A 17,064-nucleotide genomic window follows, 5' to 3' on the forward strand; every position below is an offset into this window, starting at 1 on the left:
CCCCTCCAGTTTTGCGACTTTTTCAAACAGTAGATTAGTTTGCTTCAGCTCACTTTGCGCATCCACTTACTTTTCCGTTTTCTGTTTACATATTTATTTAAGTGATAACGACAATATGCCACTATGGTTCATTCGTACATACCTGCGGTTATCAAAATTAGCTATAACGAATTAACAGTTTGCAAAAAATAGCGAAATCTGTTTTAGAAAAATACAGAAAATATACTGAATTTCTAATACAACACGCCGTATGCAGCTTTTATCCACAATGCTTAAAAAATCTGGATTACTGCTCAATAAGCACAGAAAATAGCAGCATGATTACACAAAAACACATTATTAACGATGAAATTATCTCGCTTGACGAGATTGGCGACGCTGAGACTGCTCAAGTATTTTTGCAAGAAAAACTTGAACAAGTGTCCAACGAGCTTCAAGATGATTCTCTTGAAAGTAAAGAGTTGGGAAAACTGGGAGAAACATACGCAGCTTTGCGACTCATACAAAAAGGGTGGCACATTATTGACCGAAACTGGCATTACCGTAATGGAGAGCTAGATTTGGTGATGATTACTCCAGAACAAAAATTGGTATTCGTGGAAGTAAAAACTCGAAGAAGCGTACGTTGTGGCACTCCACTTGAAGCAATTACTCAAGAAAAATGTAGCAAATTACGTACAACTGGTATGAAATGGCTGGAAGAATTCGGAAGCGACATACCTCATTACCGTATTCGATTTGACGCTGTATCTATTCTTATTATTAACAAATACACTTATCCAGATTCTGCATATGAATTGCAATCTTTGGAAGAAATTGAAGATAATTCATCAATCCAATTCAAGCATGTTCAAGGAGCATTCTAATGCATATTGGAAACGCAACATCAATAGGACTTATTGGTCTTAAAGCTTTTACTATTCAGCTGCAAGCTTTTATATCTGGAAATATGCCAAACTTTTCTATTATCGGCTTACCTGACACTTCATTAAGCGAAGCAAGAGAGCGCGTTAAATCAGCTCATTTTGCGTTGCATTGCAAATGGCCTGAAGGAAGGGTAACAGTAAACTTATCTCCTGCTTCAATGCCAAAAAGCGGAGCATCATACGATTTAGCTATCGCGGCAAGCATACTAAGCGCAGAAAAGTATATTCCACTTACAGAATTAGAAAATACAGTTATTTTAGGAGAACTAAATCTTGACGGGACAGTATTACCTATTCAAGGCATTCTTCCTATTGCACTTTACGCAAAAAAGATGCATTTTAAACGAATGCTTATTCCGCAAGAAAATCTTGCCGAAGCACAACTTGTAGATGGAATTGAATCTATTGGAATACACCATATTTTAGATTTAGTGACGCAATTGCATGGCAGTTTGAGCGAAGAATCACTCAAGCTTATTGAAGAAGACCCTGCGTATAAACATATGCAAGTCCTTGAACGAAATGGAAATTATAACAATGGAGAAGAAGATTATAATTCGTCAATTCACGAAGAAAGCACTTCTCCACTACAAATTGAACCAAAATATGAAATTGGAGATATGTCTGAAGTAATAGGGCAAGAACATACAAAATGGGCTCTACAAGTTGCTGCAGCTGGAGGGCATCACGTAATGATGATTGGGCCTCCAGGATCTGGGAAAACCATGCTAGCTTCACGAATACCAAGCATTATGTGTCCACTTAACGAACAAGAACAGCTTGAGGTTGCTTCAATTCGTTCACTTTGTGGAACACTACCCTATTACGGAATTAGCAATATTCCACCATTTGAAGCACCTCACCATACTGCTTCAGCAACTTCTCTTATTGGAGGAGGAACAGGAGTTGCAAAACCTGGGATTATTACTAGAGCACATTGCGGAGTGCTGTTTATGGATGAGGCTCCAGAGTTTTCTCCTAGAGTATTGCAAACCCTAAGAGAACCATTGGAATCAGGGCATATTGCTATTTCTCGTTCAAAAGGGACAACTCTTTATCCAGCTAAATTCCAGCTTGTTGTTGCTGCAAATCCTTGTCCTTGCGGATACGCATACGGAAATGGAGAACGATGTACTTGCAAAGAGCGCGAAAGAGCACGATATTTTTCACGCCTTTCAGGTCCAATTCTTGACCGTATTGATATTCAAATGGATGTACCTCCAGTAGAACGAATTATTATTTCAAACCATCATCAAGACAATGCACAAAACTCAGTTAAAAACACGTATCTGAATAGCAAAACAATGCGAGATAACGTAATAGAAGCTCGTAAAATTGCTCGCGACCGTTTTATAAAACAAGGCTGGGATTGCAACGCACAAGCATCTGGAACATGGCTTAGAAAATACACTTCACAGCAAGCTGTAGGACTTATCAACCGTGCATTAGAAAAGCATCAATTGAGTTTGCGAGGAGCAGATAGAGCATTGCGACTCGCGTGGACGCTTGCTGATCTTTCTGGACACACTTCACCAGACATGACAGACATTGCACAAGCAATCAGTTTAAGGACACGAATATGAATACTAAGAACATAAACAACACGGATAACAATGAAGAAACCATTAGTTCACCTAGCGATTTTTCTTCACCAGACGAAGAAACAATATCTCGTGCAATACTTACATTCTGCCTTGAAGGAGCGGATGCAATTATGTACACGCTACTATTGGGATCTAAAAGCGCTAAAGAAATTGTTTCAATATTAAAAACAATTGTGAAAAATTTTACGAAACAACAATCAACAGGCTCAGCTCAACAAATGCAACTTCCAATTATTAGTGAAGTAGCAGATCAAGAAAACGATGCCAATTCTAAAACTTTTAGCTCAAGAAAACGTAACAAAAATCAAGAATTAGTATCTACAATGATAAGTTTCATAAAAAACCATAAAGAACTTACACTCTTAGAAAATTATTTCAAGAAGGGCTTAACAGCGTGGGGTTATCACAACAATAATGCGCCTAAGTCTTTAGAAGTGTTACACAATTCTATTTCAAAATGGTGCGTTCGATTATTGCATTTACCAACATGGAATAATGAATCACTATGTCAATGGTTCACTTCTGGCGGAAAGCAATGGATTATTGCACCACACAGCAAATATTGGCCGAAACAATTACAAGATTTGGCTTTTCAGAGTCATTTCTCACCACCTTTATGCTTGTGGGGTGTAGGGAATCCACAAGCATTAACACAATGTCATAATCCACTTGCTATTGTTGGCTCACGCTCTTGCACAGACTACGGAAGAGAACTTGCATATCAATTTGCTTATGATTGCGCTTCGAAAGGCCATACTGTTATTTCTGGTGGAGCGTACGGAATTGATGCAGCAGCACATTGGGGCGCATTAGATGCACAAGATGTAGATGAAAATAAGCCTACAGGAAAAACCATTGCTGTATTTGCTGGAGGATTAAATCATATGGGACCCAGATGCAATTATCAGCTTTTTGAACAAATTATTGCAAAAGGCGGAGCGTGTATTAGCGAACTATGCCCAGATACAATACCTGTAGGCCACAGATTTTTATTACGAAATAGAATTATTGCAGCTCTAGCATCAAAAATTATAGTTGCTCAAGCAAGATTACAATCCGGAGCGCTAAATACTGCAACATGGGCAACTGATTTAAATCGCGAACTATACGCCATACCAGGAGATATCAATCAGCCTAATAATGCAGGATGCAACAAGCTAATACACGATTCACAAGCTATAATATTGTGTTCAAATCAAGATATAGATATTCTGTTTCCTCAATCTCATCATTACTTTGCTTATTCTCAACCTAAACCAGAAAAATTAAGTATAGACTATAAAAATTATGACAATACGCAAAAACTAATTATCGACGCAATTACAACATGCAAACGCAAACGTGAACTTGCAAATGTTGACAGAATATACGAAATAATAAAAGCTTCTTACGAAGAAAAACAATTAGATTACATACCATCTATTGCTGAAATTTCTGGGAAAATTGCATTGCTAGAATTGGAAGGAATTATTGTACAAAATAAAGAAAATTTAACATTATCACAGCAAAAAGTAGCGTAAAATAACGCGCCCAATACAAGATATGTGAGAAAATAAAAGTATGCAATCAAGCGAATACTACGATGTTATTATTGTTGGCGCTGGAGCTGCAGGATTATCTGCAGCACTAGGATTAATTAAATCCGAAGAATACGAATGCATGAAAAAAGAAGGAAAAACACCATCAATTTTAGTGATTTCTAAAGTGCCAGCATTGCGTTCACACACGGGTTCTGCTGAAGGAGGTATAGCAGCAAGCCTTGGAAATGTTGAACAAGACAAATGGCAATGGCATTATTATGACACAGTTCATGGCGGAGATTGGCTAAGCGATCAAGATGCAGCAAAGCTGCTTGCAAAAGAAGCGCCGAAAACAGTTATTCAGCTTGAACATGATGGCGTAGCATTTTCTCGAACGCAAAATGGATATATTAATCAACGCCGTTTTGGTGGACATACTGCTAATTTTGGAAAGAATCCAATTGAACGTGCAGCTTTTGCTGCAGATCGTATTGGCCACCAAATTTTGCATAGCTTATGGCAACAATGTGTTTCCGAGAATATTGTATTTGCTGAAGATTGTTACGTAACAGATGTTGCTATAAACGATCAAACTATGAGCGTTGAGGGAATTGTTGCATTTGATTTATCTGCAGGAAACTTGCGAGCAATAAGGTCTAGATTCTTACTTTTAGCTACAGGCGGATCGGGAAGATTATTTGCAACAACATCTAATTCGTGGGATTTAACAGGCGACGGCATGGCCTTAGCTTTAAAAGCAGGATTACAACTTGAAGACTGCGAGTTCATCCAATTCCACCCTACTGGACTAGCTCATACTGGTATTCTGCTTTCAGAAGCAGCAAGAGCTGAAGGCGGCGTGCTTAGGAACTCAAATGGCGAAGCTTTTATGAAAAAGTACGATGAAGTACATGCAGATTTAGCTCCAAGAGATGTTGTTTCTCGTGCAATTGCCAAAGAAATTCGCGAAGGAAGAGGTGTAAACGATTCAACAACTACGCAACAAAGCAATTCGCATAACGATTGTGTTTGGCTAGATATGACACATATCAGCCGAGAAAATATGTTGGAATACTTGCCACAAGTTACAGAAACTATTGAAAAATATGCTCATCTTGACCCAACTTGCGATTTAGTCCCAATTCGCCCTACAGCTCACTACACAATGGGCGGAATACCGATAACTTTGAATGGAAAAGTATATAGATGGCAAAATAACAACCAAAATATTGTTTATGGTTTATATGCTGCCGGAGAATGCTCATGCGTAGGAGTGCACGGAGCTAATCGATTAGGAGGAAACTCCTTGCTTGACGCATGCCTTTTTGGAAATCGTGCGGGAGCAACAATAGCAAAAGAATTGAAAAACTTAAACAAGGATGATGAAACTAACAGTAACGAAATCAATGAAACGAACGAAACGAACGAAACCAATAAAACTATCTCAAGTAATGTTGCACTACAAGTCTTATATAAACAAAGAAATAATGAACTTAATCAGCTTATGGAAACGAGTGCGAAGCAAGTTACAGATTTTACAGACAACAGTTATAACGACGAATCTTCACAAATAGAAGAAGATAATCCTTATAAATTATTTGCAGATTTAGGAAAAATCATGGAAAACGCTGTTGCAATATCATGCGACGAACAATCAATTAAGAAAGCACTCAATGACATACAAGAATTTATAGATCCTAAAATTCAGTCATTACACATTCATAGCGATAATTTAGTTTTTAACCAAGAAATTACTGCAATATGGGAAATAAAGAACATGTCACTACTTGCAAAAGCAGTATTACAATCTTCACTTGCTAGACATGAATCTAGAGGTGCTTTCTTTAGAAGAGACTATCCAAAACATGATATTTCTTCATTGCCACAACACTCGTTCATTGACTTTGATGGAAACTTGGCAAAAAAGCCAGTGAATGTTATTGATTTTAAACAAGATAGTAAAGGAGATTTTTATACTGAAAATAGCATAATTTAAAACTATTATTACTATTTTCATATATAAATATTTTGAAAATTCGTAATTTTTTCAACACGCCGAAGCGAAGAAGAAAAAAAGATGTTATAGTCTTATCTGTTGTCTAAAACACCTGTCCGGGTGGCGGAATGGTAGACGCGCTAGCTTGAGGTGCTAGTGCCTATTTGTTACAGGCGTGCGGGTTCAACTCCCGCTCCGGACACGAAAAAACCTTGCTGGAAAGCCAGCAAGGTTTTATTGTTTTCTAACGCAAAAAAGGTGTTAGCTAAGAAGATCATCTTAGCTAGCCCTAAAAAATTTAATTAAGCAGCATTTGAATGCAAATGGAAACGAATCTCGCCAGAATTTGGCGTATAAACAGCTGCACCAAAAGCAATAATCGTGCCAAACTTATCTTTTACAGTAGAATAAGCTGCAATTACAGAAGTTCCAACTTCACAACATTCAGTACTGCCGCAAGCCGGTCACACAGCTCTTCTACATGCACAGACACCTCATTTTCTACAAGCTGAACAGCGTACGCTTTGAACAAAAAATCAGCTAACGAATCATCTGAAAAATCATGCGTCAAAATTTTAGGAAAACGCGAAGCAGACAAATAAATCACACTATAACGCGATAAAACATCGTCAACATAGCGCAAGCGTTTCAAACATATCAACTCATCTTCTGGATCAAGACCTAAACGAGCAGCAGCATCTTCATCGTGAATAACATCTTTTTCAATAACTTTTATTCTAACTTTTGCATCATTAGAATAAGCCTGCTCATAAAATCCTTGCGCGCGATCAGAAATCACTTCCTGATTATAAGTATGAATAATTGAAGAAGCTCGAAATGTTCCCCTACCCTGCTCACGAACAAGTAATCCTTCAGTAATAAGATTATCAACTGCATGCCTCAAAGTGATACGACTCACATTGTACTGTTTGCACAATTCAATTTCAGGAGGTAATTGTTCGTTAGCTTCCATAGAATCAATACGAGCGCGTAGATTATCTCGCACAGCAATATATTTAGGCACACCGTCGACCATTATCACTCTCCCCTAACTAAGCGCTAGCATGAAAAAGCCGCTGATACTAGTTTGTGTAAAACACAGCATAGTAACAACGGCTCATGCAAAACTAATAACTCTGTTATCCTATCAGCCCTAACATAAAATGTACAAACAAATAGGAAAATGAGTAAAAAGAATTTAATCTATGTCTACACAATTATTTAATTGTATTTTTATTTTCTTTACTTATTTTATTTCTTCAACTTTTTCAAAATTATTAGAATCGCGTTTATTCATCAATATCGAAACAGAATAGAACAATATTAGTGCAATAAGTATTACAGAAATTAGAACAGTACGACCACCGACAATATTTACGTGACCAAGTATTACACCAAATACGCCATAATCTGCATCAGAATATGTAGAATTTGCACTTCCTAAATTGCCAAGCACTGGCAAAAGGAACAACGGAAGGAAAGTAATGAAAAGGCCATTAATAAATGATGCAGTCAAGCAACCACGTATTCCACCTTGACCATTACCAAATACTCCTGCAGCACCACCAGCCATAAAATGCGCAACAATTCCAGGAATAATAATTGTCGTTCCCAAAATCGCCATAAACGTCATTCCAAGCAAGCCGCCAAAGAAACTAGCCAAGAAGCCAATAAGAACAGCATTAGGAGCAAAGCCAAAAGTCATTGGTGCATCTAAAGCAGGACGAGCATTTTTAACAAGCTTTTCCGATATTCCCTTAAAAGCTGGAACAATTTCGTCAAGAACAATCTGCACGCCTGCAAGAATAATATAAACACCTGCAGCAAAAGTTGCAGCCTTCAACATAACGAAAACAATGGAGTTTTGACCATTAGATAAATGTGTTTCGACATACGAAGATCCAGCAAAAAGAGCCACTACGATATAAATAACAGCCATAGAAAGCGTGATAAGAACTGTTGTATCACGCAAGAATCCCAATGCTGCTGGGAATTTAATATCCTCAGTTGACTTAGAAGGACGCTTTTTTGAAGCAGTAATCTTTGCAATTAACGCACCTAAAGCAACACCAGTACCAGCAGGATGTCCTAAAGCAACATCATCTTTGCCTGAAGCTTTTTTCATAAACGGCTGCACCAGTGCTGGAGAAATTGTCGTAAACAATCCTTGAGCAATTGAACCCCATAAAAGGACTTCCCACATGCTAAAACCAGCAACATTAAATATAACAGCAAGCATACTTGCCATATAGAAAGCTACGTGACCCGTTAAATAGATAAATTTAAAACGAGAAGTAATAGAAAGAATAATATTAACAATCATTCCAAAGAAGAAAATAAGCGCAGATTCAGAGCCATACTTCAATAAAACAGTTCCAATAATTGCTTCATTATTCGGCACTACGCCTTGCACATGAAATGCGTATTGAAACATTTTGCCAAATGGATTCAACGCTTCAGTAATAACTCCAGAACCAGCTGCTAAAACAAGAAAACCAACAAGGGTACGGATTGATCCTTGCAAAATATCCGAGAATTTCTTTCTTTGCACTGCAAGCCCAATAAAAGAAATAAGCGCAACTATAACAGATGGCTGTCTGAAAATATCGAGCAGTACTGACAGAATGCCGTCCACGTAACTCTCCTTACCATATTAATCGATATAGTTTGAGCGGCTTACGCAATTATTGGCGGCAAAAATATCTTACAAACTTCGCAAACGATACCGTAGGCGAAACTATTCGAAATACACGATTAGTTTCGTAGCACAGTAAAACTACACATACAAAATTCACGGTTCCGCAATGAAGCAAAGTAGTAAGAGCTACTACGAGCAGCAGTTTTTACACCCAGCCAACAACTACTGTTACAGCTCATACTGTTGTTTCATGTAAAATTCATTATATCGTTTAAACATTATAAACAATTAAAAACAACAGTATTTACTACTAAAATATTCATTAAATATCGATAAAATTCGAAAATTTACCTGTTTTTAGAAAATTCGACACACCAATATACAGAAAAAAGCACTCCATTTTCACGAAGTGCTTTATAAAAATCAGTAATTATTACAGTTTTTAATGAAAATAAACATATGTTTTACTGTATAAACATATGTTTATATTTCAGTCAATAATTCTCATCAAAAACTGTCACTCCCACTCAATCGTGGCAGGCGGCTTAGACGTTACATCAAGCACTACACGATTAATTTGACGGCATTCATTCGTGATTCGAGTAGAAATATTTGCCAACACATCGTAAGGCACATGAGACCAATCAGCTGTCATAGCATCTTCAGAGCTCACAGGACGCAAAACAATTGGAGAACCATATGTACGCTCATCACCCTGAACACCAACAGAATGAACATCAGCAAGCAAAACGACTGGGCATTGCCAAATGTCGCGATCCAATCCAGCTTTAGAGAGCTCTTCGCGTGCAATAGCATCTGCTTCACGAAGAACAGCTAAGCGTTCGCGTGTAATCTCGCCCACGATACGAATACCTAAACCAGGTCCTGGGAATGGCTGACGCCAAACAATTTCATCTGGAAGTCCAAGCTCAGTTCCAATAGCACGAACTTCATCCTTAAACAAAGTACGCAAAGGTTCAATAAGCTTAAACTTCAAATCTTTTGGCAAACCTCCAACATTGTGATGAGATTTGATGTTTGCAGCACCATCACCGCCACCGGATTCAACTACATCCGGGTAAAGCGTGCCTTGCACAAGGAACTTAACTTCTGCTCCAGATTTTCCAGCTTCTTCGATAACTTGACGCTGAGCTTTTTCAAAAGTGCGTATAAACTTTTCGCCAATAATCTTGCGCTTGCGCTCCGGCTCACTCACGCCTTTAAGTGCGTTCAAAAAGTCATCTTCTGCATCAACTGCAATAAGTTTAATGCCTGTTGCTTCAACAAAATCATGCTTAACCTGCTCAACTTCGCCTTTACGAAGCAAACCGTGGTCAACAAAAACGCAAGTAAGCTGATTGCCAATTGCTTTATGTACCAATGCTGCAGCAACAGCAGAATCTACGCCGCCAGAAAGACCACAAATAACTTGCGCGTCGCCAACTTCTTCACGAATCTTAGCAACTTGATCCTCAATAATATTAGAAGGATTCCAATTATTATCCAGCCCTGCACACTTATGTAAGAATGTAGATATAAGTTCCTGACCCAATGGAGTGTGTTTAACTTCTGGATGCCATTGCACACCGTAGAGTTTGCGACTTTCGTCTTGCATTGCTGCAACTGGAGCACCTTCTGTGTGAGCCAAAACCGTAAAACCTTCTGGAGCACGCTTAACAGCAACACCGTGACTCATCCAAGTATTCTGCGCAGATGGGGATCCGGAAAGTAAATCTTCAGAATCATCAATAGTTGCAGCAGTCTTGCCATACTCACCAAGTGCAGCTTTATCGACATCGCCACCAAGCTCATGAGCCATTACCTGGAAGCCATAGCAAATACCAAGAACCGGTACACCTGCTTCAAAAATCTTTGGATCAATGTCAGGAGCACCTGGTTCATAAACAGAAGCAGGACCACCTGAAAGAATAATAGCTTGAGGATCCTTAGCAAGCATTTCGTCAACTGGCATAGAGTGAGGAACAAGTTCTGAATACACATTTGCTTCGCGCACTCGACGAGCAATAAGCTGAGCATATTGAGCGCCAAAATCAACGACAAGCACTGGTCCTTTTGCCATGATTCTCCTTATATATATGTTCTAACACGATTCAACTTATAATAGTGAAACTTTGCGACGTTATATAATTACAAAACGCCGAAAATTAAACACAAAAGTTACACGTACAGTCTAACACTGCAAATAACGTTGGTAGATTTTTGTGCGAAACGCTTAACTATAAAGTATAAAATGAACATTAAATATAACATAATCTATACAAATGGCTCATTTTTTACGCACATAATCACACATTTTTTCAACACAAATGCACGAAGAAGTAACCAAACGAACAAAAGTCAGACGCTGGCACTATACTGAAACGGATGGAAAAAGAGCTGTAATACATTTGTTTTCCAGTCTCTATAACCAAATGGTAATGATCAAATTGCACTGAAAAGTGCTTGAGTACAGGAGTACACATGACGAGTCCTGTTATTGGCACACCTTGGAAGAAGCTAAACGCTCCAGTTTCCGAGGCAGCTATCGAAGGCGTAGACAAGTACTGGCGCGTTGCCAACTATCTTGCAATCGGCCAAATTTATCTTCGCAGCAACCCTCTAATGAAGGAGCCGTTCACTCGCGAAGACGTTAAGCATCGTCTGGTGGGCCACTGGGGCACCACTCCAGGTCTTAACTTCCTTATCGGCCACATTAATCGTTTTATCGCTGATCACCAGCAGAACACCGTGATTATCATGGGTCCAGGCCACGGCGGCCCAGCTGGTACTGCTCAGTCTTACCTCGACGGTACTTACACTGAGTACTATCCAAAGATTACTAAGGACGAAGCTGGTTTGCAGAAGTTCTTCCGTCAGTTCTCTTACCCAGGCGGTATTCCTTCTCACTTCGCTCCTGAAACCCCAGGTTCCATCCATGAAGGTGGCGAGCTCGGTTACGCACTTTCTCACGCTTACGGCGCTGTTATGAACAACCCAAGCTTGTTCGTTCCAGCAATCGTTGGCGATGGTGAAGCTGAGACCGGTCCTTTGGCTACCGGTTGGCAGTCCAACAAGCTTGTGAACCCACGTACCGATGGTATCGTGCTTCCAATCTTGCACTTGAACGGCTATAAGATTGCTAACCCAACAATTCTTTCCCGTATTTCCGATGAAGAGCTTCATGAGTTCTTCCACGGCATGGGTTATGAACCATACGAGTTCGTTGCTGGCTTCGACGATGAGGATCATATGTCCATCCACCGTCGCTTTGCTGACATGTTCGAAACTATCTTCGATGAAATTTGCGATATTAAGGCTGAGGCTCAGACTAACGATGTAACTCGTCCTTACTACCCAATGATTATCTTCCGCACTCCAAAGGGTTGGACCTGCCCGAAGTTCATCGATGGCAAGAAGACCGAAGGTTCTTGGCGTGCACACCAGGTGCCACTGGCATCTGCTCGCGATACCGAAGCTCACTTCGAGGTTTTGAAGAACTGGATGAAGTCCTACAAGCCTGAAGAGCTCTTCGATGAAAAGGGCGCTGTGAAGGAAGACGTTCTTTCCTTCATGCCAAAGGGCGAACTCCGCATTGGTGAAAATCCAAACGCCAACGGTGGTCGTATTCGTGAAGATTTGAAGCTTCCAAAGCTTGAGGATTACGAAGTCAAGGAAGTTAAGGAATTCGGTCACGGCTGGGGTCAGCTCGAAGCTACCCGTCGTCTTGGCGTTTACACTCGTGACATCATCAAGAACAACCCAGATTCCTTCCGTATCTTCGGACCAGATGAGACTGCTTCCAACCGTTTGCAGGCTGCTTACGAAGTAACCAACAAGCAGTGGGATGCTGGCTATCTCTCCGGCTTAGTCGATGAGCACATGGCTGTTACCGGTCAGGTCACCGAGCAGCTTTCCGAGCATCAGATGGAAGGCTTCCTCGAAGGTTACTTGCTCACCGGTCGTCACGGCATCTGGAGCTCCTACGAGTCCTTCGTACACGTTATCGACTCCATGTTGAACCAGCACGCAAAGTGGCTTGAGGCTACCGTTCGTGAGATCCCATGGCGTAAGCCAATCTCCTCTGTGAACTTGTTGGTATCCTCCCACGTATGGCGTCAGGATCACAACGGCTTCTCGCACCAGGATCCAGGCGTAACCTCCGTGCTCTTGAACAAGACCTTCAACAACGATCACGTAATCGGCATTTACTTCCCAGTAGATTCCAACATGTTGCTTGCTGTTGCTGAAAAGGCTTACAAGTCCACCAACATGATTAATGCTATCTTCGCTGGTAAGCAGCCAGCTGCTACTTGGTTGACTCTCGACGAAGCTCGCGAAGAGCTCGAGAAGGGTGCTGCTGAGTGGAAGTGGGCTTCCAACGCTAAGAACAATGACGAAGTTCAGGTTGTTCTCGCTGGTGTTGGCGATGTTCCACAGCAGGAATTGATGGCAGCTGCCGACAAGTTGAACAAGCTTGGCGTTAAGTTCAAGGTTGTTAACGTTGTTGACTTGCTCAAGTTGCAGTCCGCTAAGGAAAACAACGAAGCTTTGACTGACGAAGAGTTCACTGAGCTCTTCACTGCTGACAAGCCAGTCCTCTTCGCTTATCACTCCTATGCACATGACGTTCGCGGCTTGATTTATGATCGTCCAAACCACGATAACTTCAACGTTCATGGCTACAAGGAGCAGGGCTCCACCACAACGCCATACGATATGGTTCGTGTGAACGACATGGATCGTTACGAGCTTACCGCTGAAGCATTGCGCATGGTTGACGCCGCTAAGTATGCCGACGAAATCAAGAAGCTCGAGGACTTCCGCCTCGAAGCCTTCCAGTATGCAGTCGACAAGGGTCTTGATCACCCAGACTACACCGATTGGGTATGGCCAGGCGTTAAGACCGATAAGCCAGGCGCTGTCACCGCTACCGCTGCAACCGCAGGCGATAACGAGTAGTTTTAAGCTGATAAAGCTAAAATTGGTTAGCTAAAAACATTTCGGGAGTCAATCGAAAGATTGGCTCCCGTTTTGTGTATTAAAACAAAAAAGCTTCATGTATTAAAACAAACAATGCAATAAAACTAGTTATATGCAAAATAAATTACATTTATAATTACTATTTTGTGCGTGTACAACATAGATAAGCCGTACAATAGAAAAAGTTTGTTTATATTGCAAAATGCAAAACTTACATTAACAATATAAACCTAGCAGTAACACGAAGTATCAAAGGAGAACGCATCGTGTCGCATATTAATGTAACAATTATCGGCAACGAAGATATGTACGGCAGAAATGCTGTTGCATTCGGAATAACACATATTCTGTCTAATAACTACAGCACTACTGTTTTTCGTCCATGCGCTCAACCAAATGACACTTTTACTAAACAACTTTTGGGTATCACAAATACTTCAGCGAAATTAGAGCAAGTTATTGCAACAACTCCAGAAATAGTTAGAACAAATAAAGACACAGTGCGAGGAGATATCGTTGCGCGCTATAACGAATTGTTGCAATCCACCTCTGCTCAAGCTTCTATTATTGTTTCTAGTGACGCAAACCCAGCATATGATCCAGAACTGTTTTCTTTCGACGCAACTGTTGCAGCTGACTTGGCATCACCTGTTTTTCTCACAGTTTCAGCTCAAGGCAGAAACTCACAACAAATTTTACAAACTATAGATTCTGCAAATGCTTGCGTTCTTAAATCATGCACACAAGTTTTAGGAGTATTTGTTACAAACTGCGATCCAGAACTTGGAGCTGAGTTAATGCGTGACTATAGCTCTAGGAATTATGCAAACTCAAACGACGAAGCATCCCGAGTAAGCCAAACTCCATTATGGGTTTTGCCACCAATAGATGAAGAAACTAAAAATTCTTCATTAGAAACATTCGTAAATTGCGTTCGAGAAAATGATGTTCTTAATGCTCTCCACCAACCATTTAAAGTTCCAACTACACCTTATGCTTTCCAATACAGTTTATTAGGGAAAGCAAAAGAAAATAAGAAAACTATAGTTCTTCCGGAAGGAGAAGAAGATCGTATTCTTAAAGCAGCAAACTATTTGCTAGAACGTGATATTGTAAATCTAATTATCATTGGAGAACGCGAATCTATTCTTGCTCGAGCAGAAGAACTAAATCTCAATTCTCTTTGCAAAGCTAGTTTCCAATCTATGCACGATGAAGCAATGCTAAGCCATATGATTACAAAACTTTGCGAATTAAGAGCAAAGAAAGGAATGACAGAAAAGCAAGCGCGTGAACAATTAACAGATGCAAGCTACTTCGGCACCATGCTAGTAGTACTAGGTCAAGCAGACGGTCTTGTTTCTGGTTCAGTTAATTCAACCGCTAACACTGTACGTCCTGCTCTTCAAGTTATCAAAACTAAGCCTGGTTCTAAGCTGGTTTCTGGAGCATTCCTTATGTGCTTCAAAGATCACGTATCTGTATTTGCAGATTGTGCAATCAACCCAAATCCTAGTGCAGAACAGCTTGCTGATATTGCTATTCAGTCTGCACACACTGCTGAGACTTTCGGACTCAACCCTAAAGTTGGAATGCTATCCTATTCAACGCTTGGTTCAGGAAAAGGGCCAGATGTTGATACTGTAGAGGAAGCAACACGCATTGCGAAAGAAAAAGCACCTGATTTAGCAATTGTTGGATCTATACAGTTTGATGCAGCATGGTCTCCTACAGTTGCTGCAGCAAAAGCAAAAAATAATAGTATTGCTGGTCATGTGAATGTATTTGTATTCCCTGATTTATGCGCAGGAAATATCGCTTATAAAGCCGTGCAACGCTCTAGCGGAGCACTGGCTGTTGGTCCAATTTTGCAAGGATTAAATAAGCCTGTAAATGATTTGTCTAGAGGAGCTTTAGTACAAGATATTATTAATACCGTTGCTTTAACCGCGTTAGAAGCACAATCAGAATAAACATAATAAAGCTCCTAAAACAGCATCACAGTGCGTACGTAACCTTGAGGTATTGCATTGCACTCAATATCTTTAAGTTTGTAGGAACTTAACGCTAAACTAGAGCGTGGCAATTTATAAGCCTTATCAATACTTATGGAGGATGCCCACATGGCAAAAACCGTTCTTGTTATCAATTCTGGTTCCAGTTCGATTAAGTATCAACTCGTTGACTTGGAAAGCGGTGAAGGTATCGCTTCCGGCATCGTTGAGAAGATTGGCGAGCCAGTTGACGGCCACTACAAGCACGTATTCAATGGCGAAAAGCATGAGTTCAATGAGCCAGTTCACGACCACGAGCAGGGCTTGAAGCGCGTACTTGGATTCTTCGAAGAATATGGTCCAAAGCTTTCAGAGTCTGGCATTGTTGCTGTCGGTCACCGCGTTGTTCAGGGTGGCTTAACATTCCCTAAGCCTGCATTAGTCAATGAAAAGACAATCAATAAGGTTAAGGATTTGGCAGTTTTGGCTCCACTTCACAACGGTCCAGAAGCTGTTGGCGCTGAAGTCATGACTGAACTTTTGCCAGATGTTCCACAAATTATGGTATTCGATTCTTCATTCTTCCATGATTTGCCACAGGTTGCAGCAACTTATGCTTTGAACAAGGAAATCGCAGATCGCTATCATATTCGTCGTTATGGTGCTCACGGCACTTCTCACGAATACATTGGCTCTGTTGTTCCAAGCGTTGTCGGTAAGCCTGCAGAAGGTTTGAAGCAGATTGTTTTGCACATTGGTAACGGTGCTTCTGCTTCTGCTCAGATTTCTGGAAAACCAGTCGAAACTTCTATGGGCTTAACCCCACTCGAAGGCTTGATGATGGGCGGTCGCACTGGCGATATTGACCCAGCTGTAGTATTCCACCTTATTCGCAACGCTCACATGAACGTGGACGAACTTGACACTCTCTTCAACAAGCGTTCAGGCATGATGGGTATGACTGGTCATGGCGATTTGCGTGATATTCACAAGCTCATCGCAGAAGGCGATGAAAACGCTAAGCTCGCTCTCGGCGTATACGTGCACCGCATTGTTGGTTATATTGGCAACTATACTGCTCAAATGGGCGGCGTTGATGTCATTACCTTCACAGCTGGTGTCGGCGAAAACGACGAAATTGTGCGCGCTCGCGTATGCGAAAAGCTTGAGCCATTCGGCGTTAAGCTCGATAAGGAAAAGAATTTGGTTCGTTCTAAGGAGCCACGCGTTATTTCCACTCCAGACAGCTCTGTGATTATTGCTGTGATTCCAACGAACGAAGAGTTGGCTATTGCGCGCAAGGCTGCAACCATTGCTGAAGCTGGTGAAGATAGCTACGGCAACAAGTTTGAGCACTAAATTGTTTGCGCTTAACGGCGTAGAACAAAATAAATAAATATGAATAA

General features: G+C 40.6%; 9 protein-coding genes, 1 tRNA gene and 1 pseudogene. 8 read left to right on the forward strand and 3 right to left on the reverse strand.

Going from position 1 to position 17,064, the window contains the following annotated elements; all coding sequences use genetic code 11:
- Positions 1-317 precede the first annotated feature (317 nt).
- The 5 genes from HXT38_RS03215 (at position 318) to HXT38_RS03235 (ending at position 6,248) form a co-directional block, all read left to right on the forward strand.
- Entirely contained in the window at positions 318-866 is a 549-nt protein-coding gene (locus HXT38_RS03215) for a YraN family protein (protein ID WP_004106913.1), read from the forward strand.
- Positions 866-2,509: a YifB family Mg chelatase-like AAA ATPase gene (locus HXT38_RS03220; protein WP_004106917.1), complete on the forward strand. Its 1,644-nt coding sequence runs from the start codon at positions 866-868 to the stop codon at positions 2,507-2,509. The genes HXT38_RS03215 and HXT38_RS03220 overlap by 1 nt, the downstream gene beginning before the upstream one ends.
- Complete coding sequence (gene dprA / locus HXT38_RS03225) at positions 2,506-4,050, forward strand: DNA-processing protein DprA (RefSeq protein WP_004106920.1); 1,545 nt, start codon at positions 2,506-2,508, stop codon at positions 4,048-4,050. Before HXT38_RS03220 ends, dprA begins: the two co-directional genes overlap by 4 nt.
- 40 nt (positions 4,051-4,090) lie before the next feature.
- A complete protein-coding gene (locus HXT38_RS03230; protein ID WP_004106934.1) occupies positions 4,091-6,046 on the forward strand; it encodes an FAD-binding protein in 1,956 nt (651 codons plus the stop codon).
- Between the two features lie 114 nt (positions 6,047-6,160).
- Positions 6,161-6,248 (forward strand) — tRNA-Leu (locus HXT38_RS03235).
- 100 nt (positions 6,249-6,348) lie between these two features.
- On the opposite strand, the pseudogene HXT38_RS03240 reads toward HXT38_RS03235, so the two are convergent.
- From HXT38_RS03240 to guaA, 3 genes and pseudogenes are all read right to left on the reverse strand, one after another.
- Positions 6,349-7,082 (reverse strand): annotated as a pseudogene (locus HXT38_RS03240) (GntR family transcriptional regulator).
- 210 nt (positions 7,083-7,292) lie between these two features.
- The gene (locus HXT38_RS03245) at positions 7,293-8,681 is read right to left on the reverse strand and encodes a PTS ascorbate transporter subunit IIC (RefSeq protein WP_004106942.1); all 1,389 of its coding nucleotides are present in this window, start codon (positions 8,679-8,681) and stop codon (positions 7,293-7,295) included.
- A gap of 520 nt (positions 8,682-9,201) precedes the next feature.
- Positions 9,202-10,764: a glutamine-hydrolyzing GMP synthase gene (gene guaA / locus HXT38_RS03250; RefSeq protein ID WP_421791611.1), complete on the reverse strand. Its 1,563-nt coding sequence runs from the start codon at positions 10,762-10,764 to the stop codon at positions 9,202-9,204.
- A 401-nt stretch (positions 10,765-11,165) separates the two neighbouring features.
- Between guaA and HXT38_RS03255 the strand changes: the two genes are divergently transcribed.
- The 3 genes from HXT38_RS03255 to HXT38_RS03265 all read left to right on the forward strand — a co-directional run bounded on the left by HXT38_RS03255 (position 11,166) and on the right by HXT38_RS03265 (position 17,017).
- Positions 11,166-13,643 carry a phosphoketolase gene (locus HXT38_RS03255; protein WP_004111342.1) on the forward strand — a complete coding sequence of 826 codons (2,478 nt, stop codon included), beginning with the start codon at positions 11,166-11,168 and terminating at the stop codon, positions 13,641-13,643.
- Between the two features lie 287 nt (positions 13,644-13,930).
- Positions 13,931-15,637, forward strand: coding sequence for a phosphate acetyltransferase (gene pta / locus HXT38_RS03260; RefSeq protein WP_004119325.1), 1,707 nt, complete (start codon positions 13,931-13,933; stop codon positions 15,635-15,637).
- 150 nt (positions 15,638-15,787) lie between these two features.
- Positions 15,788-17,017: an acetate/propionate family kinase gene (locus HXT38_RS03265; protein ID WP_004106960.1), complete on the forward strand. Its 1,230-nt coding sequence runs from the start codon at positions 15,788-15,790 to the stop codon at positions 17,015-17,017.
- The last annotated feature ends 47 nt before the right edge of the window (positions 17,018-17,064 follow it).

This window comes from Gardnerella sp. DNF01157, assembly GCF_049244225.1.
GTDB classification, from domain to species: domain Bacteria; phylum Actinomycetota; class Actinomycetes; order Actinomycetales; family Bifidobacteriaceae; genus Bifidobacterium; species Bifidobacterium leopoldii.

Bases quoted from the DNA above. Each gene is read 5' to 3' on its own strand.
- HXT38_RS03215 (WP_004106913.1), top strand. From the start codon at position 318: ATGATTACACAAAAACACATTATTAACGATGAAATTATCTCGCTTGAC.
- HXT38_RS03220 (WP_004106917.1), top strand. From the start codon at position 866: ATGCATATTGGAAACGCAACATCAATAGGACTTATTGGTCTTAAAGCT.
- dprA (WP_004106920.1), top strand. From the start codon at position 2,506: ATGAATACTAAGAACATAAACAACACGGATAACAATGAAGAAACCATT.
- HXT38_RS03230 (WP_004106934.1), top strand. From the start codon at position 4,091: ATGCAATCAAGCGAATACTACGATGTTATTATTGTTGGCGCTGGAGCT.
- guaA (WP_421791611.1), bottom strand. From the start codon at position 10,764: ATGGCAAAAGGACCAGTGCTTGTCGTTGATTTTGGCGCTCAATATGCT.
- HXT38_RS03255 (WP_004111342.1), top strand. From the start codon at position 11,166: ATGACGAGTCCTGTTATTGGCACACCTTGGAAGAAGCTAAACGCTCCA.
- HXT38_RS03265 (WP_004106960.1), top strand. From the start codon at position 15,788: ATGGCAAAAACCGTTCTTGTTATCAATTCTGGTTCCAGTTCGATTAAG.